We start from the raw sequence: 20,972 nt of genomic DNA on the forward strand, positions 1-20,972 counted from the left end.
TTTAATAGGCTTCTTTAGCATGCCTACTTTTTTATTACTTAATAGTTTTGAAACAAGGATTATTTCGTATCTAGTAATTTACTTGGTTAGCTTGATGGGCATGGGGTAGTACCAGCAAAACGCGGTAAACATACGTTAAGACAAATATTGTAAATAATCGTAACTAAAAACAAATATCGCTTTTGTGGTTATTTGTTTTTAGTTATGGTTTTGGACATATGAAATCTCCATACGAAAAGGAAAATAAAAGTACCACTTAAAATCACCAAAAACGAAGGTTTATGGTGAAAAAATCCCTTAGAGTATAAAAAAATCAATTTCCACTTCCAAAAAATGTATTAGCGTATATTTTCCGCGAAATGTTGGCGGGACCCCTACTTAGAGTCATGTATTATACACATGACTCTTTTTTAAATGGATCGAATAACGGTATTCCCTTACTTCTCCTTAATGCCGCTCCCCACTCTAATCCAATTTCTAAAAATAAATCTCGCATTGTACTATACAACAGTGCTCCAACATCTTTACGAATTTCTCCGTACTTATACGCTCTCACAACACTTTTCACCCTCAAAATTAAATTGCTACGCGCTTCTTCATCAGCTAATATTCCCTCTAATAAAGCACCTTGTTCTAGTAATCCGCTCTTTTTATAAGCAAGTTCAACCTTACTCCAAAATATATTAATCTTCTTCGGATTACTCGTCATCGGCACCAGTGCGTATATAAAAGGCTTCGGTATATCGTGACGACAATACGTTTCATCAAGCTCGTACGTTACTTTTCTTTTCTCTTTTATTTGTGGAATGTTTTTAGAAAGAATTGTTTGCCCCTCATTTTTTTGCTCGTTTCCACTACAGCCATCTGTACGATCATCACTTTCACATGCGGACATTTTCATACGGTCATCCATGCGGTCAATTGCAGATTTAAGAAATACATATAAGTTTGCACTATATCCCCCGCGCTTATATCTTTCTTTTGTCGCAACACGTTTTATAATCCCTAGTTCCTCTAACTTTGCAATCGAGCGGCGTACCGTACGAATACTCTTTCCAACATTTGTAGCAATCGTCTCCATTAACGGACAAGCAACTCCCACTGTTTTCTGTTTCTCATTCACTGCATACTTTCCTAAAAAATGAATAATGATAGCATCCGTTTTATTCAATTGAAATCGATAGCACTTCAAAATTTGTTTTTGATATGTATTAAACTCTTCTTTACTTCGAAATTGACTATATGGTTTCATTAAATTATATAAGCTTCCCATTTTTATCACCTCACTTATAGGTAAGAAATAGGAAGAGAAATTGGCGTGATATTTAATATTTTTTTATCCCGCATTAACGGGCAGTAAGACTCCCACCTCCAGATTCGGCGAATGCGAGGAGGTTAGGTGGGAGATCAACTGCCCGTAAAAGCCCGATTGGTTCAACTAATAATCAGTGGGGGATGGACAAAACCCCCACTGATTAAGTTTTCACTTTATTGGAGATGAAAATATGATTGTAATTAGTGCTTGTTTAGGTGGTATTGCTTGTCGTTATGACGGTAACGATAATCTCGTTTCACAAATAGAAGAGTTATTACAGAGGGAAGATACCATCCTTGTTTGTCCCGAAGTATTAGGCGGTTTACCAACACCACGCCCTTCTGCTGAAATTATCGGCGGTAATGGCGATGATGTTTTAGATGGAAAAGCAAAAGTAATGACGAAAGAAGGCCAAGATATCACGGAGGCTTTCGTGCGTGGTGCTTATAAAGCATTAGAACAAATAAAAGATTTAAACCTAGAATATATAATTTTAAAAGAACGCAGTCCATCTTGTGGTAGTTCTACTATTTACACAGGGGAATTTAACGGCAATAAACAAATTGGTTACGGGGTAACAACGGCTTTATTTAAAAGACATGGATTTAAAGTCATTTCAGAAGAGGATTTTGAGAACGAAAAAAGGAATTGACCCTGTTCGTCAATTCCTTTTCTATCTGTCTTATTTCACACTTAATTTTTCTTTCACTTTCACAGGAAGCTCGTCCTTTTTCACTTCTTCCCAAGCAGTTACACCTTTTTTATCTGAGTGGAATACACGCAAGAAAGCTTCTTTACGAAGATTTTTTTGAGCTGTGAATTCTAATTCTTTCTCTTTACCGTTTTTATCAAAACCAGTTAGTTTATATTGGTAATCTTTATATGGCGCACCATCATTAGATTTACCATTGTACTCTTTTCCATCAACTGTAATTTGAACGTAATACTCATCTTTACCCATACGGTTTAAATCGCAGCCAACTAAAAGGCTTGCAAATACAACTAAAATACTAAAAAGTGCAATATGTCTTTTCAATTCCTTCACCTCATGTGTTTTTCTTATATTGTTATCTTAAAGCCTAAGCTTTAAAGAAGAAATTCAAAAACATGACATGAACATTACATTTTTGTAAGATAAAAAGACCCTCCTTAGAAACAAATCATAAGATTCATTTCTAAAAAGGGCCTATATCGTACAAAGTTTTATTAGCAATCTTCTGGCTTACCAGCATTCGACGCTGTACGGAAAGATGATCCGCATCCACATGATGCGATCGCGTTTGGATTGTCGATTGTGAATCCGCCGCCAAGCATAGATTGCTTATAGTCAACTTTCACTCCCTTTACAATCGGAGCACTTTCTTTATCGATAACAAATTCAACACCGAAAAACTCAAGAACTGTGTCGTCTTCTTTTGGTTCTACTTCAAATCCTAAGCCGTAAGAAAGACCACTACATCCGCCGCCATGTACAGCAAGGCGCACGTATTTCTCTCCATCTTCAGCATCTTTTAACATATCTTTAATTTGAAAAGCTGCTTGTTCTGTTACTTCAATCATGAAATACACCATCCTTTCTGTTCTCATTCTATTATACATCTTTACGCTTCTATCTTGTACTCATACACTCCGCGGCAAATTATTTCCGCAGGTCCTTTCATTAATACATTTCCTTCTTCTGTCCATGCGATCATTAAGTCGCCGCCTGCTAAGTGAACCGTAATTTCTTTACCGTGTTCCATTTTCCCATTTAAAATTGCCGCAACGACAGCTGCGCATGCTCCTGTCCCGCAAGCTTGTGTTACACCAGATCCTCGTTCCCAAACGCGGAAATTCATCTCTTCATCATTCAAAATCTCGATGAATTCAACATTCACTCGCTCTGGGAACATTTCATGCGTCTCAAGAACCGGTCCTAACGTTGTAAGAGGCGCTTTTTCTACATCATCAACAAAAATAACCGCATGTGGATTCCCCATTGAAACAGCTGTAAATGCATAACGGTGATTATTGTATAAGAAGTTTTCACGAATAAATGGTGTTTCTCCTTCACCAAGCATCGGTATCTCTTCACGTGTTAAACGAGGTGCCCCCATGTCGATTTTCGCTAATGTAACTTTGTCATCTTCTACCGTTACTTCTGCCGTAACAATACCAGCTAACGTTTCAATTGTGAAAACTTTACCTTCTACTAGTTTATGCTCATACGCATATTTCGCTACGCAGCGTAAACCATTTCCACAGCTCTTTCCTTCTGAGCCATCGTTATTAAACATGCGCATTTTTACTGGTGCCACGTCAGAAGGACAAATTAAAATCATTCCATCTGCACCAATACCAGTATTAATATTTGAAACCTTTTCCGCTACAATTGCTAAATCTTCTTCTCTAATTTGTTCCTCAAACATATTTACATATATATAACTATTTCCAAGACCATGCATTTTTGTAAAAGAAAATTGGCTCATTTTTATTCACTCCAAAAATAATTTATTATTTCAAGTATAAAATGCATGCTTTTAGAACACAATATGAATGTCCCCCGTTTCTCATATTTGACAGTGTTTTGGCAATAAGCCGTTCTTACACAAATCGTGTAAGAAAAAAGCCCTTCTAAAAGGGCCTTTTTTTTCGAAATAAACACTCCTATTAAAGTGAAACTTTAATCAGTCTGGGGACGGGCAGCAGGGATTCAACCTAACTTCCTTGCTTCAGCTGAATTTTGAGGTGGGAGTCTTACTGCCCGCAAATAGCGAGATAAATGAAAAAAGAAAAACGTTGCCTGTTTGCAACGCTTTAAAACATTGGATTTTCATCCATATAATCATATACATTATTTACAAGTTCTTCTACTGTTGCACCTTGTACAACTTCACCATTTACAAGTGCAAATGGACCTTCAAAACAGATGCCACAATATCCTAAACAACCATATTCCATTACGTCTAAATTAGGATCTTTTTCTAATTTTTCTAAAGCTGCTTGCGAACCGCTTGCAAGGTTACCTACACAAAATTCGATTAATGGTTTAATCAAAACTCTCTCCCCCCTGTATCTCTAAACAAATTACCATTTACTTTATATGGTATGTGCATACCTAATTTGCGAAACGGATAAGTAACCCTCTCTACTTGTTACCATTCCACTTTATTTATAAGAAGAAAACTAAGCTGTTTCTTGTTGTTTTCGTTATATATTCTAAACCATTTAGTTACTTCACTATTTCACTTCATAATAGATAGTCTTCTTTATATAACATACTACTCATAATGAAATAGTAAATAGTAACTAGAAAATGAAAACCATTTACTTTACTTTTCTTCTTATTGTACAACAGAGTATTCATTCATGCATTGTTATTTGTTCACAAATTCGATATAATTTGATTGTGTAAAGTCAAAATATTTTATTAATATAAAATTGTATGATTAGGGGATATTTCAACAGAAAAGGGGTAATCCATCATGAAACACCTCGTACTACTAGGTGGTGGCTACGGTGGAATGAGAATTCTGCAGCGGCTACTTCCAAGCAACCAACTTCCAGATGATGTACAAGTGACATTAATCGACAAAGTACCATATCATTGCTTTAAAACTGAATATTATGCATTAGTTGCGGGTACAATTTCAGAAACGCATATTCGCATACCGTTTCCTGAGCACCCACGTCTCAATATTCAATACGGAACAATAACAAATATTGACCTCGAAACGAAGGCCGTTCATCTCGATGGCGGTGAAACGATTCAATATGATGATTTAATTATCGGGCTTGGCTGTGAAGATAAATATCATAACGTTCCTGGGGCAAAGGAATATACACATAGCCTACAATCAATTGAACAAACACGTAAGACATATGAACAATTAAATAGCTTAGAACCAAATGCAACAGTAGCTGTCGTTGGGGCTGGTTTAAGCGGCGTTGAAGTGGCAAGTGAACTTCGCGAAAGCCGTTCAGATTTAAAAATCTATTTATTTGATCGAAAAGATAGAATTTTATTCCCATATCCAGAGAAATTAAGTAGATACGTAGAAGAATGGTTTGTAAAACATAAAGTTACCATTATACGAAACTCTAACATTACAAAAGTGGAACCAAACATTGTATACAACCATGATGAACCACTTGAATGTGATGCAATCGTCTGGACAGCTGGTATTCAAGCAAATGAAGTTGTTCGAAACCTTCCAGTTGAACAAGATGGTAGCGGACGGGTTGTTTTAACTAAATATCACAATATTCCAAATAACGAGCACGTTTATGTCGTAGGAGATTGCGCAGCACTTCCACACGCACCATCTGCTCAACTTGCTGAAGGTCAAGGAGAACAAATTGTCCAAATATTATTAAAACGTTGGAATAATGAACCCCTTCCTGATGAACTGCCTGTTATTAAATTAAAAGGTGTTCTCGGTTCTCTCGGCAAAAAACACGGATTTGGTTTACTAGCAAACCAACCATTAATGGGACGTGTACCGAGATTATTAAAATCCGGTCTTCTTTGGATGTACAAATATCATAACGGTTAATACTTTAAAGGCTGCCTACATAGTAGACAGCCTTTTTCTATTCATTTTTTGTAACTACTCAGTCATTCTATGAAAAACCGACAGAAAAGCATTTTTTTAAATGGTCGAGAGGGACTGGCTATGTATAGTATAGGATCGGTCAGTGCCTTTTCCTGCCACGCGCAAAGTTTTAAAACAAAGAAAAAAGATGTTCCTTCTAAAGAGACTTTATTTTTCTATTTCCCTCTCTTTTTGATACGATATAACTAGAATCAGAAAGGAGCAATTTATGTTTATATTAAAAGACATCATATATAAAGATATTCTACACATTCCTTATTTACAGATTCAAAAAGAAAAAACAACTTGTATTATCGGTGAAAGTGGTAGTGGTAAAAGCACATTACTTCGCATGTTAAACGATTTACAATCACCAACATCTGGCACAATTGAATATAACGGAAAATCTATTTTAGATTATCCTCCCATTCAATTACGCCGTGAAGTTGTCATGCTCGGACAAACTCCGCCTATTTTTGATGGAACAATTAAAGATAATTTATTAATGGGACTTCGATTTTCTGAAAAGCCATTTCCAAATGACGATGCCCTGCAAGGCGCATTAACGACTGTTAGCCTAGATAAAAAATTAGAAGATAACGCCTCTTCTTTATCAGGTGGTGAAAAACAAAGACTTGCTTTCGCTCGTATTATACTAATGGATCCGCCCGTCTATTTATTAGATGAACCAACTTCGGCACTAGATGGTGACACAGAACGCCGCGTTATGAAACAATTTACTATGCTGGCAAGAGAAAAGAAAAAAACAGTTATCTTCATCACGCACTCGCAACAACTTCCAGAAGAAATCGCAGACGATATTATTGAAATTAGTAAAACAAACGGTGCAACTAGAAAGGAAGTGCTATCAATTGAAGGGCGTTATTGAACTACAAATTTGGCAACTTGCAGCTGCATATATTTTCATCCTTATTTTAATCGGACTTGTGAAATTAAAAGGAATACCGCGTGAGAAACAAATTACAATTGCTACATTACGTATGACAATTCAGCTCGTACTAGTCGCATATGTTCTTACATACATATTTGAAAATAGTAATCCGTTTTATACAATAGCTCTCATTACTTCTATTACTACATTTGCGATTTTCAACATTTATAAACGAATAAACCTTCCTATGTCAAAAGAATTAAAACGAGTAGCCGCCCTCTCCATGATCGCTGGATCAATTGGCCCTCTTCTACTATTTATCTTTGTCATTATCGGACACGATCCTTGGTATGCTCCGCAATATATCGTTCCTATTGCCGGCATGCTAATCGGTAACGCTATGACAGGTATTTGCCTCGGGGCAAACACCTTTTTAAACAGTATGAAATCACAAAGAGACCATATTGAAGGTGCACTTATGCTTGGCGCAACTCCAAAACAAGCAGCTGCTCCGCTCATACGGGACGCTTTCGATTCTGCTATTTTACCAACAATTAATTCCATGGTCGGAATGGGAATTATAAGTCTTCCAGGCATGATGACAGGACAAATTTTATCCGGTGTATCACCATTTACAGCTATCCAATATCAAATTGCGATTATACTTGGCATTTCTGGAAGTACAGCTTTCTCTGTTATTATCTTCTTACAGCTTGGTTATAAAACGTTCTTTAATAAGCGGTGCCAGTTGAAAGAAGTTGGAGTACAATCATAAAAAAGACGCTCTGCAAGTTACTTACAGAGCGTCTTTTTTCTTTGCTAATCTTACGCTTTCTTAACGAACTGTGATTTTAACTTCATAGCTCCGAAACCATCGATTTTACAATCAATATCGTGATCTCCCTCAACTAGACGGATACTCTTTACTTTCGTACCAATCTTTACAACTGAAGAAGTTCCTTTTACTTTTAAATCTTTAATTACAGTAACAGCATCGCCATCTTGAAGAACGTTTCCGTTCGCATCTTTTACAACTTTTGCACCATCATTACTTTCAGCTTCCGCTTCTTGCCCCCACTCATGGGCACATTCTGGACATACGAAAAGAGCGCCATCCTCATACGTATATTCTGAATTACATTTTGGACAATTTGGTAAAGTAGCCATAAATTCATTTCCTCCGTTCATTATTTATACGTAAAAATCAAATCGAATTTTTACATGTCGATAAATAAAATTTGTATAGCATTTCTTTATACTGCCATAGTCTCACGTTATTGACAAGCCTACCTCAAATTCTCATTTTTTATTGTATTTTACAAAATTTCAATTAGTATGGCGTTTGTTTACTAATGTTTTTCTCTTCTTGTTACATATCCTTTCTCATAAATAAAAAGAAGAATCTTCATTAGACTCTTCTTTTTGCGATACATCATTATCTATTTATATTAATACCAGGCATTTTCTTCAATATAAAATTGATACTCTTCTGCTTCTTCTTCATTTAACTTTTTATCGTTTAAATAAATTTCTTTCCATTCAAATCTCTGTTTATCTAAATACACAGCGAACTTAACCTTTACATCCTTTTTTTCCTCATAATCATAACCAGTAAATTCTACTATATCAAAACGTCCTTCTTTTTTTACATACGTCCATTTTGGATCATCAGTAAAAACTTCCAATGTAATCCCTTCATCACTTAAACGAACTACATCTTTTATATTCGGTTCCGTCGGTAAATCCGATAACCCATAACCAGCTGCACCAAATACTACAAATAATAACGCATTTAATCCAAGCATAATCCCAACATGAGTGCCACCCTTTGTTTGGAAGTAATAATTGTGTTGTGCATCAGATAACTCTTTTGCCTTATGTAAAACACGAACTGTATGCTTGTAATATAAACGATTCCCTTGCCATCCAGTAAATAGCATAGTTCCGAAATAAACAATAAAATCGATCCACATCGGGATATCTATAAAAACAGAGGTAATTAAAGTAGGAACTGCTACTAATGCAATAATAATAAATAATTTATACATCTTGCGATAAGCTAACCACAATAATGGGAAGAAAAAGGCTATCCAGTTCCAACTATTTCCCTTCTCGGGATCTTTTGCTTTCCCCCACTTAAAGTCGTAATATGCAGTATTATTTCTCACAACTTTATGTAACTCTTTAGAAGCTATCGCTTCCTGTAAAACAGTGTCCTTCACGTACATCATCCTTCTCTTATTTCTATATAACTTTATTGTATATCTATAAAAAGAAGGAATCTAACAAAAAATAGTTATATTTCATAAAGATGAACAAAAATCGAATACATTCCGACAATTATCCATTCTATATTCCATTTTACTATTAAATATATTAGAATACTCATATATAAGACATTTAATACACTATGTTAAACATCTTGCATATTCACAAAAAAGGATGTATCAAAATCATTTTGACACAACCTTCTCCTATTAAACTACTATTGTAATATGACCTAGCCTAAAATCTCGACTTAAGAGACTTCACAAATTAGCTCTCTACTATTTCAAACATATTTCCACTTACACAACTAATGAATAATCTATCATTAACTTCCTCAATTGATACAATAAAATCCACTTCAACTACATTTTTAGGCAGTTTAATTATACCTTTCGTTTCGCCAGATTTTGAAGTGAGAGTCTTACTGCCCGTTAATGCGGGATAAACATCAAAAAGAACAGTCTATTGCATAATGTTTCACATGAAACTATCTATATTTTAGATTATCTTTCGACTTCTCATTCCTTGCAAAGTACTTTTTCATTATATAAAAATAGTAAAAGCATCCTTTATATGAAGGATGCTTTTACTATTCACCTACCACTTCCCCCTACACTCTTCAATTACATACAGCAAATACCGCTTCGTCATATCAGCCCGTCTCCACCTAGAGAGCTTTCGCTTTCCTTCTGGATTCTGCCGCATTCGCTCTACTTCCCTTAATAAAGGCTCCCACTTATGAGAGTAAAGTTCCAACATGTATTGTAATCCTCTATCTTTTGAAACAATTGTTTTATGATCTAACGTATATAAAATACGTCCCATCGTAACGACAGCTGATTCTACCCATTCTTCTATGAAAAATAAATAAGGACGCTTCGCTTTTTCAAACCAGTAATGTTCTACGTTGTATTTCATTGTATTTACTACATCGTCCCACTTTATTTGAAAGGAAAGGTCTTCTACTTCTTTCCCGCTAACTGTAATACCTTCATTTTTCAATGTCCACCATGTGACCGCGTTAATATCCCAATGACCAATATCAGCCTTACCATCTGCACAATACACGTACTCATTTATTTCATCATTGTATTTCCCTAAGTCAGCAAGCGGAATATACATACCGTCCATTCTTTTACCTAACGTACTTTTACTAATTTTTTTATGCAGTTCTATAATTTGTTGTTTTTCAGCTTCATTCACGGAATCACTTATTACCGTAACAAAATCAACATCGCTCGTTTCTATATGAAATGCTCCTAGCGCGATTGATCCGTAAATATATACCCCGACTATTTTTTCATCTAAAAAAATTTCTTTTAATTCTACTATGTACCGCTCCATTAACTGTTGTAATTCCTTTGGTAACGAGTGCTTCACTCCATTTTTCACATCTATCCCTCCATTAAAAAAAGCCTTTGCGAATTCGCAAAGGCTTCCTGCTTTATAAATATTTCTCGATTTCTTCGTAAACATCCTTCAAACGAGGATTTCCTTCTCCAACAATTTCTCCATTTACAAGAACGACCGGATAAAATAGATCTTCTTCCACTACGCGCTCTGCGAATGCTTTTTTATCTTCATCTTCTTGTTCTTGTTGAAAATCAATATACTCGAAATTAAATTTATTTTCTTGGCCTTCATATTTACGACCAATCGCCGCTTGTAACCACTCAAACGTTTCTGTTGAAGATGGCATTCCGACGCAACTCGCACAAATCACTTTCGTCCCATACACTTGCACATTAACCATTTCTTCTCCCCCACTTCTTGCCCTAACAGTATATTCAGATGTCTTAGTACATAAGCACATCATTTTACAAACTTATTCCATACCCCTATACTGAAAAAACACGTTGTACACACGATATAATATTTTGACAATAAAACAAGAAGAGAAAAAATAGATTTTCCCCTCTATCTTGATTATAATAAAACTGATGAAAGGAGTCGATAAAAATGGAAAACCCACATATGCAAGAACAAGTACTAGAGGTATTAGATAAATTACGTCCATTCTTACTTCGCGATGGCGGAGACGTTGAATTAGTAGACATTGAAGAAGGTATCGTAAAATTACGCCTTATGGGTGCATGCGGAAGCTGCCCAAGTTCTACAATCACACTAAAAGCTGGTATCGAACGCGCATTACTTGAAGAAGTACCAGGCGTTATTGAAGTAGAACAAGTATTTTAATTAAAAGCGGAAGCGGCTCGTCCAAAATGTGAGGAGGATGGAGCTTCTGACATAGAGGCGCTTTTTGCCTCGGCGGAAGAAGCGAAGCCACCGAACATTTTAGCCGCTGGAGCTAGATAATATCTAAAAGCAGAAGCGGCTCGTTCAGAACAGAAGGTCATTGGAGCTCCTGACGAAGAGGCGCTTTTTGCCTCATAGGAAGGCGCGAAATGGCCGACTGTTCTAGCCGCTGGAGCTGGATATCATCTAAAAGCGGAAGCGGCTCGTCCAAAATGTGAGGAGGATGGAGCTTCTGACATAGAGGCGCTTTTTGCCTCGGCGGAAGAAGCGAAGCCACCGAACATTTTAGCCGCTGGAGCTAGACATTATCTAAAAGCAGAAGCGGCTCGTTCAGAATCGCTTCCTAGAAAGAGACCCAAATGGGTCTCTTTTTTTATTCAAATAACACTTCCCCTTTAACATCATAAAACAAAATTGGAAATCCTTCTCAAAAAGTGCGATAATTAATACTATAGAATCGTTCACACATATACAGAAAAAAACATAGGGGGACGACACATGCCAAGAATGGGGAACACTTTCTTAACAATTCAAGAACTAGAAAAGAAAAAAGAGTATTTATTAGACCTTTCATCCGTTATACCAACATGGAATGCAAGTTATCAATTTTTATTTAAAGAAATCCAGCAAGAATTATTGAGTAAAGTAAATGAAAAAATCGAAAGACATCAATTCATTTTAAATATATGTGCAGATCAACAGGTAGGGGCATAATGTATTACATACAATTGTGATATATAAAAAAGAGACCTCACCCGGTCTCTTTTTTCATTTTAAGACAGCCAATCTAATTTCCTAATGCCTAACTTATCAACAGGTAAACGAAATGACTCGTAAAAATGATTCATAAATTGCTCAGTGCGCTTCACATCGTGTAAAATGATTTCTAAACGGGCTCTATATATGCCTTTTTGTTCTTCGTTTCCTGTTTGATAATATCGTTCAATCGTTTCAAAGTAGTGAAGCGGGAACAGAAGCCTTGCGAATAATAAGCGCCAACCAAATGAAGAGAGCGAATAATTACGTTCATAATCTGTAATGAATTGAACTACCGTTTGCTCCCAATCTTTCTTTTTTTCTATCATCATATAGCGAATACATTCTGCTATATCTCTACTTGGGTGATCATATACCCAATCAAAAGGAAGTTTTAAACGCTTCGTTTGCTGCCATAATAAAGGTGTAAATCGTTCTTGGCAAATTGTTGCTGCGTCAGTTATTTGTGGTGTATCGTCCATTTCTGTATCGACAACATATTGAATTGCATTTTCTGCAACTCCTAAGTAATACGGGAAGGATTCAATAAACAATTGATCGAATACGTCTGAAGGATGGTTCATCACTTGCGATTGCCAAAACCTTTCTAATTGGTCGAGCCTTTTTTCCCATAGTGCTTTCCATTCACCAATGCGGCTTAATTGCTCAACTTCTTCTGGAAAGAATGCGCCACGTTTATGGAATATAGAAAGCTCACTTCCTAATGATGTAGCATGTCGCTCTAACATACGCATACCTTTTAATAAGCAGTAATTTTTTTCTTCTATCTCACTTACATAGTAGCCGTGTATAGTCGGAACGAAAGTCGAAACAGTTATATCCCCTTGCTGGTTCATATAATCACTGAGCTTTTTCATCTCTACAAGTACTTCTTCCTCCATTTCTCCAATTGGAACAAGTACATAAATTTTGTTGCGAATCCAAAAGCTTTTATAGGGGCCAAGGGGGATTAATTCTTTAACATGCATGTGATAATGCTCATAAATATGCTGAATCATCGCAGTCGCCACCTATGGTTTTTCTTTATATATATGAGCTTGTGCTCGCCTTTCATTCCTATGCACATGATAAAGCAACGAAACGTATACAAATACTAAAAAGAAAAAAAGGTGATAAACATGAAAGACTCAAATCAACTACAAGAAAGAGCATTACAACTATTACAAGAGCGCGGTGTAACAATTGACGATATTGCTGATCTTGTTCATTTTCTTCAAAAGAAATACCATGCAAATTTAGAGATGTCAGAATGTCGCTATAACGTTGAGCGTGTACTATCAAAACGAGAAGTACAAAACGCTCTTATTACAGGCATTGAACTTGATGTCCTTGCTGAAAAAGGAATGTTAAGTCAGCCGTTACAAGATATCGTAAAACGCGATGAAGGACTATATGGAATTGATGAAGTCATCGCACTTTCAATCGTTAACGTGTACGGGTCAATTGGCTTCACGAACTTTGGATATATCGATAAATTAAAACCAGGTATTTTAGAATACTTAAATGATAAATCAACTGGAAAGGTGCATACATTCCTTGATGATATCGTTGGCGGAATCGCTGCCGCTGCTTCAAGTCGTTTAGCGCACCGTGCTGAGCATTCAGAATAAGGGGTCTAGGCCGTCAGTCTCATACTGACGGCCTTTCATATTCCATAAGCATGAACTCTCTTCCACGGCTCAAAAAAAGAGGTCCTACTTGAAATCCAATGTTTTTATACAGCCTAATCGCTCTCTTATTGAATGTCGCTACACTCAGTCGAAACATTTTCGAATTCAATTCCTCAGTAGCAAATGCTATTCCCGCTTGAAAAAATATTTCCCCCATCCCTTTCCCTGTTAACTCCGGCTTCATTCCAAGCCCAATATCTACTACATCTTCTCCCCTATATAAATTAGCATCTCTTCCCCCTGGCACTTGTGCATTTTCTCCAAAACAAAAATAGCCGATGAATTCTCCATTCTCTCCGCAACAACCGTAATACGTTCCATCTAGCAACTCTTCTATTACTTCAGCATCTCCCGAAAAGCTATATAACGTATAGGGATTTTCATACTTCCACGTATTTATTTCTTTCGCTTCTTCTTCTGTTAACTTATGTATATCCATTCATCTCGCTCCTTATCAAATACTCTACTAATCTATATGTATTTACTCATTCATTTTCCAAATTTGATTCTCCTCTAATCGTAATATGCATAGTTACATACGCACACCCCTTTAAAAAATGCTAAAATTTATTTGAATCGCTGTTGTTACACTTCTTGATTAAAGAAAAGACGTTAAAACGGAAATTAGCGTCTTATCAAACTCAAGCAATTGACACATTTTGTCATCATGAAAGACACTCGAAAGAGTGTCTTTTTTTTTCTATACCTGAGAAGGACCTGCTCATTTACAAAATTAATGCATAAATTAATATAACTCTTAAACGCATTATTCCCTTTCTATACGTTGCAGCGTTCGTTGCGACAGATTCGGATAATAAAAAGCACTCCAGCCAGAGTGCTTTTTACTTTCAAACAAGGAGGTTACATATATGGATAGTACTCTTGTATTTAACTTTGGCATTGGTATTGTTATCATTTTATTCGTCTTTTTTGTACTTTGTATGAGCGGGATATAGAACGGCTATTTTTAGCGTCTTTATTTTAGAAATAAAAAACAGGCAACCTCTTCCGGTTACCTGCCTTTCATTACATCTTCTCAATCCACTCCGTCAAGTTGTGCACAACTTGCGTCGGTTGTACTTCATATTCTGTTAACTTGTCCACAGTTGTTACTCCAGTGTGGACAAGAAGGGTATGCATACTAGCATTTATCCCCGCTAAAATATCTGTATCGTAGTTATCCCCAACCATTAAAGCTTCTTCTTTTCCTATGCCAAGCACTTTTAACGCTTGTTCCATAATGATTGATTCTGGTTTACCAATAAAGATTGGGTCCACACCTGTTGATACTGCAACAACTGATGTTAATGAACCGTTACCTGGTAATAATCCGCGCTCAGTTGGAATTGCGATATCCCCATTTGTTGAAATAAACGTTGCACCGTTACGCACAGCAAGGCACGCTTTTGCTAATTTTTCATATGTGATATCGCGATCTAAACCAACAATGACGAAATCAGGATTTTCATCCACAAGTTCAAATCCTTTTTCCACAAGAGCAGCATGTAAGCCCTCTTCACCAATCATATATACAGTTGCATCTTGTTTGCGCTCATAAATAAAGTTCGCTGTAGCCATACTCGTTGTGAATACTTGCTCCGCTTTCGCTGGAATATCGAAACGAACAAGTTTTTCTGCAACTTGTTCTGGTTTACGAGTTGAGTTATTTGTAACGAATAAATATGGAATACCGCGCTCTCCTAATGCTTTTACGAAGTCGCTTGCTTCTTCAATTTGCTCTTCACCGCGATACATTGTACCGTCTAAGTCAATTAAATAGCCTTTATACATCTGTTTGTCTCTCCTTCTATGCTAACGTTCTCATCTATCATACCACTCTTATATTAACCCCTTTTTCAAAAGAAAAAAACGCTTTACCTTAAAGCGTCCCATAACGTTCATTTTTTCTCTTTTATTTGGTACGAACAATTACAATCACCCACACACATATTCGTTAACGTCTTCACATTTGCACCTGTAAATAACCGCTTGTACATATCTTTTTCATCTTCACACACTTGCGGAAATCTCTCTGCAATTTCCTTTAACGGACAGTTTTGTTTTTCAATTACGAAAGAATTTTCTCCATCTCTCTTTATTTGAACCATATAACCATTTTTCTCTTGCATAGCAGCTATTTCCTGTACTTTATACGCTAAATTACTTTGATTACTTATCTTCTTTTGCAACTGCTCTTCCATTCGTTTCGTTCTCTCTTGTAAAACGTAACGAAGTATTTTTTCATCGCCCATTCGAGCTAAATCATCAAGTATTTCAATAGCAAACTGCTTATATTCTTTCGGGAATGTATCTTCTCCCTTTTGACTTAATCCATACAAATATGTTGGGCGTCCAACATGCTGCCTTACCATCTTTGAATAAATTAGCTCATCATTTTCTAGTTTACTTAAATGTCGACGAATCGCCATCTCTGTAATTTCTAGAGCTTCGGCTAATTCTGCTACAGTATGCTCTCCTTTTATCTTCAGTAATTGTACAATCTCTTCTCTCGTAGTACGTGCTTCCCCCATAGCTCACCCTTCTCCCTTTTCTTTCTCCTATACAATATAAGATCCCCAAAGGAATTCCCGGGGATCTTATAAGCACAATTATTCTGGTACAAATGCAGATACAGGTCCTAATTCCTTTTCTAAATAACTGTGAATATTCGCTGGGTATTTCTCTACCACGGCGATATGTTTTTGAATCGTCTTATATAATTCATCATGATTCATTTGAATATAATCTTGCGTAAGCATCTTTCGAAGAAGAATAATTTCTTTAATATGCGCTCCCTCTTCTCCACTTATAACTCTCTCGTCCATTAAAATATCAATAATATCTTCGTAACTTCCTGGATCGCGCATAATAAATCCATCAATCATCGCATTCCCTACATCTAATATACAATCGATAATAAGATGCGCCATGCGCTCTAATGCGTAAAATTCAAACTCGGTTTCATATGTCTTTTTCTCTTGAAATGTATTTGTTGCTCGTTCTAAACATACTAGCATTTGTTCTATTTTCTTTCTGTCTACGAAGTACATGAATGTCACCTACCTGGAAATTAAAGCATTTACATTTTAATTGTAACGCTTTCTTCTGAAAAAATCGACAATTTTTCGAATTCACCTTTTCCTCGTTATTTGTTATAGTTATATTTGTATGATTTTTGAAATTGGAGGAATGCAACCTTGGAACGTGAACTCGCACTAGAAATTGTCCGTGTAACAGAAGCAGCAGCCTTAGCATCCGCACAGTGGATGGGCCGCGGAAAGAAAAACGAAGCAGATGATGCAGCAACTACAGCTATGCGTGATATGTTCGATTCAGTAAACATGGCAGGTACAGTTGTAATTGGTGAAGGAGAACTTGATGAAGCACCGATGTTGTATATTGGTGAAGAACTAGGAACAGGTAACGGTCCAGAAGTAGATATCGCCGTTGACCCATTAGAAGGTACAAACATCGTTGCGAAAGGCCTTGCAAATGCAATGGCAGTTATCGCAATCGCAGATAAAGGAAACCTTCTTCATGCTCCGGATATGTACATGGAAAAAATCGCGGTTGGTCCAAAAGCAGCTGGTAAAATTAGCTTAGATGATCCAATTGAAAAAACAATTGATATTGTAGCAGAAGCAAACAATAAAAAAATTCGTGACCTAACGGTTATCATCCAAGAACGTGAACGTCATCAAGATATTATTGACCGTGTTCGTGCAAAAGGTGCACGCGTAAAACTATTTGGTGATGGAGATGTTGGTGCATCAATCGCTACAGCTTTACCTGGAACAGGTATCGACTTATTCGTAGGTGTAGGCGGAGCTCCAGAAGGCGTTATTTCTGCAGCAGCATTAAAATGCCTTGAAGGTGAAATGCAAGCTCGCTTAGTTCCAATGAACGAAGAAGAAGAAGCTCGTTGTCGTGAAATGGGATTAGAAGATCCTCGTCAACTTCTTATGTTAGATGACTTAGTATCTGGTGATGATGCAATCTTCTCAGCAACAGGTGTATCTGCTGGTGAATTATTAGACGGCGTGAAATTCCTTGGCGGAGATTTAGCTGAAACATATTCTATCGTAATGCGTTACAAAACAAGAACAGTACGTTTCATTAAAACGCATCACCATTTAGATCATAAACCACACTTAAACTTAGATATTTAATAAAGGAGCCATGTGTATGGAAGAACGTTTCTTTCTGTACGACGATACAGTCGCTACAAGAACTCGTTTCGTTAGCTTTTTGGGGGAAAATGAGCGTCATGATTTAGCGCTTTTATACTCCGATCGTCATTACGGTAAAACGATAGTCCTTGATATGCAAAGCAACAAATTTGCTATCATCGGTCCTGACGATTTAAACGAACAAGGCTACTTAGAGCATGCATTTTCGATGTCTGAAGAAAATGCAGAAGAATTACGCTCATTTTTATTTGAACTTATATAATTTATCTGGTGCACCAGCTATGTTAGCTGGTGTTTTTTTACAATTTATATTTTGAATTTTCAATCTCATGTGTTATACTTATGAACAAATCTATTTGGATAGAAAGGACGTTATCTGCGTATGCCAACATTTACTTTGTAATGGACCAGCAATTGGATAGCATTACTCTCAAAAAAAGCACCGTGCTTTTTCAAGGGAGTAGTCTGCCCATTCCCATTACGAAGGAACGTAACGCATCTGTAGTATGATGTTTACGGAGGTTCCTCTTTGGGGAACCTCTTTTTATTTTTGTCTCTTTCTTATGTCTTCATACTACAAGACATCCAAATAGCTGTATTACGTTCCTTTGCCACTAATATAAGAGGTGAAGGAAAATGCAGAAAGTACAACTTTCTTGGAGTTTATATGAAAACGAACTAGCAACAATCGAAAAGTATTGTAAAAATTGCAGGCGTACTACCCTTTTTACCGACACGAACATTCGCAGGCATAACGCAAACGGAAAGAACATATACCGATTTGCAATTTATAAATGTCCGAAAGATCATACGTGGAATCAAAAACTTCATATTTATAAATCATTTACTGATCACGTCGAAACTGTCGAGATGACTCAGCAAGAACAAACGGAAACAAGTACTACCATTTCCATTACACAATACAAAGAAAGTGGTATAGCCGAAATAACGATCGTATTAGACATAGTTTTCGGTTCCCACAGGATTGATAAAGTGTTATCCACATATATTTCAGATTGGAGCCGCACTATCATTGTGGATAAAATTAAAAATGGGCATATCCAATTGAACGGACAACAAATGAAACCAAACGCAATACTTTCTGAAGGCGATCATATTTCGATTTGTTTGTGAGCGAGTATAAAAAAAAATCCTCTTACAATCGTAAGAGGATTTTTTCATTTCTTCACTTTTCGTAATACAAAGTGTGCACAACCGAAGTTACAGTACTCGTATAAATACTCTGATAAAGTACTAATTTTCGTATCATATGTCGAACGTTGATTACTATCATCAAAGAATCCGCGCAATCTAAGTTGCTCATAACCCCAGTCTCCAACGATATAATCATATTTATTTAAAATTTCTGCATAGCGCTCTTTAAGTGCTTCTTCACTAAAACCGTCACGAAAGTTTTTAATTACTTCGTACTGAACATTATTAACGCTCACCGTAGTATGAATCTCTTGCTTTTGCTCCATTATGAACTTCCTCTCTAAGCATTCTTCTTTTTATCGTATCACAAAGCATAACAACCAACAATTTCAAATACAAAAAATTGAAAATTAGTGCATGCTATGGAGAAGGAGGTGCTACATCGTGAAAAAACAAATTATACTCTCTCTTCTCACTCTTTCCTTATTTGCAGGCTGCCAATCAACTAATAAAGCCGAAATGGAGCGTGAAGAAGGAAGTCGTGTTCTTGTTTCCAACAAAAACGACATGTATCATACGGAAAATACAAATACACGGCTCACAAGGGTGGGCTATTCATCTAAACAAAAACATGAAGTATCTAACAAACAAGTAGGCGCCATTAACCGTGAGAAAGTCGCTGAAATGATTACAAGCATGACAGTCAAACTTCCTGACGTCACCAATGCCGCTACACTCGTTACCGACGACGAAGTGTTCGTTGTATACCGTGCAAACACAACGGATCCAAAACTCGTAACAGATCAAGTATATAAAACTGCTTTGTCCATCGTTCCTCGCTATTATAAAGCATATGTATCAACAAACCAAAAGTTGATTTCTCAAATTCAAGGTCTTCAATCTGGTAGCTTAAACGATAAAGAATATGAACAAAGTCTTGATATGTTAAAACGTGAAATGAGCGATAATCCTCATTTGAACAATACGGGGGATCAAACTTTAAATGACATGATTAAAAAATAAAAAGGTGGAGAAAACCTCCACCTTTTTACTATTTCTTACGATCCGCATAAACCTCCATCGCATCACACATAAACTGCGCTAAACCTTCACCAAACTTATCAATATTTTTCGTAAAACGCTCATCAGCAACATACATTTGACCGAGTCCCTTAAAGGCCTCTAATGAATATTCACCAAAGTTTTGCAAGTAATCATACCATACCCCGATTGCGGATTGCGCCTCTTTAGAATCAGGTGCTCCATTTCGAAGTGCTGCTAGATTTCCGTAAATATTATTAAACTCCTCCTGTTTCTCTTTAGACATCCCCTTCGCTGTTTTATTCGCTTTATCTACAGCCTCATCTCCCCATCGTTCACGTGCTTCTTCTTCGTACGGATTATGGCTGAAATCGAAGCCTTCAAATTTCTCTTTATTCGTCATTTCAATCTCTCCTTTTGTATGCTGAATTGTTTTATCAATCGTCGCTATCACCTTATCTAACCTGGCTCGCTTTTCAAGAAGCATTTTCTTATGAAGCTGTAGTGCTTCTTTATGGTCAAATGACGGACTCTTGATAATTTCTTTAATCTTCTTCAAAGGGAAGCCTAGCTCTTTAAAAAACAAAATTTGCTGCAACGTTTCTAAATTTTCATTGGAATACAGACGATATCCAGACTCTGTCGTCTCATCTGGGGTTAACAACCCAATTTCATCGTAATGATGCAGTGTGCGCACACTAATCCCAACTAAATTAGCTACTTCTTTTACCCTCATTGTCATGCGTATCTCCCCCTTAATACATACGATAAAGTATGACGCAACGTTAGAGTCAATAAGTAAATTCATTTATCTCTAAAAGTTTCATCTCTCCC

Annotated in this window: 27 protein-coding genes; 11 read left to right on the top strand and 16 right to left on the bottom strand. The window is 36.5% G+C overall.

Going from position 1 to position 20,972, the window contains the following annotated elements; all coding sequences use genetic code 11:
• Positions 1 to 391: 391 nt before the first annotated feature.
• Entirely contained in the window at positions 392 to 1,273 is an 882-nt protein-coding gene (locus JFU23_RS12685) for a helix-turn-helix domain-containing protein (RefSeq protein WP_201032016.1), read from the bottom strand.
• Positions 1,274 to 1,505: 232 nt separating this feature from the next.
• Between JFU23_RS12685 and JFU23_RS12690 the strand changes: the two genes are divergently transcribed.
• Positions 1,506 to 1,967 (top strand): 2-thiouracil desulfurase family protein, encoded by a 462-nt coding sequence (locus JFU23_RS12690; RefSeq protein ID WP_201032017.1) that lies wholly within the window; start codon positions 1,506 to 1,508, stop codon positions 1,965 to 1,967.
• Between the two features lie 30 nt (positions 1,968 to 1,997).
• Here the strand turns inward: JFU23_RS12690 and JFU23_RS12695 are convergent, their stop codons facing one another.
• The 4 genes from JFU23_RS12695 to JFU23_RS12710 form a co-directional block, all read right to left on the bottom strand.
• Complete coding sequence (locus JFU23_RS12695; protein WP_201032018.1) at positions 1,998 to 2,351, bottom strand: YxeA family protein; 354 nt, start codon at positions 2,349 to 2,351, stop codon at positions 1,998 to 2,000.
• 170 nt (positions 2,352 to 2,521) lie between these two features.
• Positions 2,522 to 2,875: a HesB/IscA family protein gene (locus JFU23_RS12700; RefSeq protein ID WP_002034566.1), complete on the bottom strand. Its 354-nt coding sequence runs from the start codon at positions 2,873 to 2,875 to the stop codon at positions 2,522 to 2,524.
• Between the two features lie 41 nt (positions 2,876 to 2,916).
• On the bottom strand, positions 2,917 to 3,783 hold the full coding sequence (dapF, locus tag JFU23_RS12705; RefSeq protein WP_002015893.1) for a diaminopimelate epimerase: 867 nt from the start codon (positions 3,781 to 3,783) through the stop codon (positions 2,917 to 2,919).
• A 328-nt stretch (positions 3,784 to 4,111) separates the two neighbouring features.
• Positions 4,112 to 4,351 (bottom strand): YuzB family protein, encoded by a 240-nt coding sequence (locus tag JFU23_RS12710; protein WP_002015892.1) that lies wholly within the window; start codon positions 4,349 to 4,351, stop codon positions 4,112 to 4,114.
• Positions 4,352 to 4,779: 428 nt separating this feature from the next.
• Between JFU23_RS12710 and JFU23_RS12715 the strand changes: the two genes are divergently transcribed.
• The 3 genes from JFU23_RS12715 to JFU23_RS12725 all read left to right on the top strand — a co-directional run bounded on the left by JFU23_RS12715 (position 4,780) and on the right by JFU23_RS12725 (position 7,556).
• On the top strand, positions 4,780 to 5,850 hold the full coding sequence (locus JFU23_RS12715) for an NAD(P)/FAD-dependent oxidoreductase (RefSeq protein WP_002067895.1): 1,071 nt from the start codon (positions 4,780 to 4,782) through the stop codon (positions 5,848 to 5,850).
• 268 nt (positions 5,851 to 6,118) lie between these two features.
• A complete protein-coding gene (locus tag JFU23_RS12720; protein WP_016102210.1) occupies positions 6,119 to 6,778 on the top strand; it encodes an ABC transporter ATP-binding protein in 660 nt (219 codons plus the stop codon).
• Positions 6,762 to 7,556, top strand: a complete 795-nt coding sequence (locus tag JFU23_RS12725) for an ABC transporter permease (RefSeq protein ID WP_201032019.1) — start codon at positions 6,762 to 6,764, stop codon at positions 7,554 to 7,556. The genes JFU23_RS12720 and JFU23_RS12725 overlap by 17 nt, the downstream gene beginning before the upstream one ends.
• A gap of 50 nt (positions 7,557 to 7,606) precedes the next feature.
• Here the strand turns inward: JFU23_RS12725 and phnA are convergent, their stop codons facing one another.
• From phnA to JFU23_RS12745, 4 genes are all read right to left on the bottom strand, one after another.
• A complete protein-coding gene (gene phnA / locus JFU23_RS12730; RefSeq protein ID WP_002089332.1) occupies positions 7,607 to 7,948 on the bottom strand; it encodes an alkylphosphonate utilization operon protein PhnA in 342 nt (113 codons plus the stop codon).
• A 281-nt stretch (positions 7,949 to 8,229) separates the two neighbouring features.
• Positions 8,230 to 9,012 (bottom strand): DUF2628 domain-containing protein, encoded by a 783-nt coding sequence (locus JFU23_RS12735; protein WP_207193024.1) that lies wholly within the window; start codon positions 9,010 to 9,012, stop codon positions 8,230 to 8,232.
• A gap of 634 nt (positions 9,013 to 9,646) precedes the next feature.
• Positions 9,647 to 10,441, bottom strand: a complete 795-nt coding sequence (locus tag JFU23_RS12740) for a nucleotidyltransferase domain-containing protein (protein ID WP_201032021.1) — start codon at positions 10,439 to 10,441, stop codon at positions 9,647 to 9,649.
• 52 nt (positions 10,442 to 10,493) lie between these two features.
• On the bottom strand, positions 10,494 to 10,802 hold the full coding sequence (locus tag JFU23_RS12745; protein WP_000248598.1) for a YuzD family protein: 309 nt from the start codon (positions 10,800 to 10,802) through the stop codon (positions 10,494 to 10,496).
• 206 nt (positions 10,803 to 11,008) lie between these two features.
• Between JFU23_RS12745 and JFU23_RS12750 the strand changes: the two genes are divergently transcribed.
• On the top strand, positions 11,009 to 11,245 hold the full coding sequence (locus JFU23_RS12750) for a NifU family protein (protein WP_000431159.1): 237 nt from the start codon (positions 11,009 to 11,011) through the stop codon (positions 11,243 to 11,245).
• A gap of 558 nt (positions 11,246 to 11,803) precedes the next feature.
• Positions 11,804 to 12,019, top strand: a complete 216-nt coding sequence (locus JFU23_RS12755; protein ID WP_001137788.1) for a hypothetical protein — start codon at positions 11,804 to 11,806, stop codon at positions 12,017 to 12,019.
• Positions 12,020 to 12,078: 59 nt separating this feature from the next.
• On the opposite strand, the gene yutH is transcribed toward JFU23_RS12755, so the two are convergent.
• On the bottom strand, positions 12,079 to 13,080 hold the full coding sequence (gene yutH / locus JFU23_RS12760; RefSeq protein WP_002089339.1) for a spore coat putative kinase YutH: 1,002 nt from the start codon (positions 13,078 to 13,080) through the stop codon (positions 12,079 to 12,081).
• Between the two features lie 120 nt (positions 13,081 to 13,200).
• On the opposite strand from yutH, the gene JFU23_RS12765 reads away from it, so the two are divergent.
• A complete protein-coding gene (locus JFU23_RS12765) occupies positions 13,201 to 13,692 on the top strand; it encodes a phosphatidylglycerophosphatase A family protein (protein ID WP_002015902.1) in 492 nt (163 codons plus the stop codon).
• A 19-nt stretch (positions 13,693 to 13,711) separates the two neighbouring features.
• On the opposite strand, the gene JFU23_RS12770 is transcribed toward JFU23_RS12765, so the two are convergent.
• The 4 genes from JFU23_RS12770 to JFU23_RS12785 all read right to left on the bottom strand — a co-directional run bounded on the left by JFU23_RS12770 (position 13,712) and on the right by JFU23_RS12785 (position 16,802).
• Positions 13,712 to 14,191, bottom strand: a complete 480-nt coding sequence (locus tag JFU23_RS12770; protein WP_002015903.1) for a GNAT family N-acetyltransferase — start codon at positions 14,189 to 14,191, stop codon at positions 13,712 to 13,714.
• 587 nt (positions 14,192 to 14,778) lie between these two features.
• Positions 14,779 to 15,543: a TIGR01457 family HAD-type hydrolase gene (locus JFU23_RS12775; protein ID WP_002089349.1), complete on the bottom strand. Its 765-nt coding sequence runs from the start codon at positions 15,541 to 15,543 to the stop codon at positions 14,779 to 14,781.
• Positions 15,544 to 15,650: 107 nt separating this feature from the next.
• Complete coding sequence (locus JFU23_RS12780) at positions 15,651 to 16,283, bottom strand: helix-turn-helix transcriptional regulator (RefSeq protein WP_012261929.1); 633 nt, start codon at positions 16,281 to 16,283, stop codon at positions 15,651 to 15,653.
• A 78-nt stretch (positions 16,284 to 16,361) separates the two neighbouring features.
• Positions 16,362 to 16,802, bottom strand: a complete 441-nt coding sequence (locus JFU23_RS12785; protein WP_002015910.1) for a DUF86 domain-containing protein — start codon at positions 16,800 to 16,802, stop codon at positions 16,362 to 16,364.
• Between the two features lie 147 nt (positions 16,803 to 16,949).
• On the opposite strand from JFU23_RS12785, the gene glpX reads away from it, so the two are divergent.
• The 3 genes from glpX to JFU23_RS12800 all read left to right on the top strand — a co-directional run bounded on the left by glpX (position 16,950) and on the right by JFU23_RS12800 (position 19,076).
• Positions 16,950 to 17,921, top strand: coding sequence for a class II fructose-bisphosphatase (gene glpX / locus JFU23_RS12790; protein WP_002015911.1), 972 nt, complete (start codon positions 16,950 to 16,952; stop codon positions 17,919 to 17,921).
• A 16-nt stretch (positions 17,922 to 17,937) separates the two neighbouring features.
• A complete protein-coding gene (locus JFU23_RS12795; RefSeq protein WP_002015912.1) occupies positions 17,938 to 18,204 on the top strand; it encodes a DUF3055 domain-containing protein in 267 nt (88 codons plus the stop codon).
• A gap of 374 nt (positions 18,205 to 18,578) precedes the next feature.
• The gene (locus JFU23_RS12800; protein ID WP_201032022.1) at positions 18,579 to 19,076 is read left to right on the top strand and encodes a cytoplasmic protein; all 498 of its coding nucleotides are present in this window, start codon (positions 18,579 to 18,581) and stop codon (positions 19,074 to 19,076) included.
• 44 nt (positions 19,077 to 19,120) lie between these two features.
• On the opposite strand, the gene JFU23_RS12805 is transcribed toward JFU23_RS12800, so the two are convergent.
• On the bottom strand, positions 19,121 to 19,423 hold the full coding sequence (locus JFU23_RS12805) for a YutD family protein (RefSeq protein WP_002015914.1): 303 nt from the start codon (positions 19,421 to 19,423) through the stop codon (positions 19,121 to 19,123).
• A gap of 118 nt (positions 19,424 to 19,541) precedes the next feature.
• On the opposite strand from JFU23_RS12805, the gene JFU23_RS12810 reads away from it, so the two are divergent.
• Positions 19,542 to 20,120: a YhcN/YlaJ family sporulation lipoprotein gene (locus tag JFU23_RS12810; RefSeq protein ID WP_002015915.1), complete on the top strand. Its 579-nt coding sequence runs from the start codon at positions 19,542 to 19,544 to the stop codon at positions 20,118 to 20,120.
• A 28-nt stretch (positions 20,121 to 20,148) separates the two neighbouring features.
• Here JFU23_RS12810 and JFU23_RS12815 read toward each other — a convergent pair whose 3' ends face one another.
• Complete coding sequence (locus JFU23_RS12815) at positions 20,149 to 20,880, bottom strand: MerR family transcriptional regulator (RefSeq protein ID WP_201032023.1); 732 nt, start codon at positions 20,878 to 20,880, stop codon at positions 20,149 to 20,151.
• Between the last annotated feature and the right edge of the window lie 92 nt (positions 20,881 to 20,972).

Source organism: Bacillus sp. TH50 (genome assembly GCF_016650565.1).
Lineage (GTDB): Bacteria > Bacillota > Bacilli > Bacillales > Bacillaceae_G > Bacillus_A > Bacillus_A mycoides.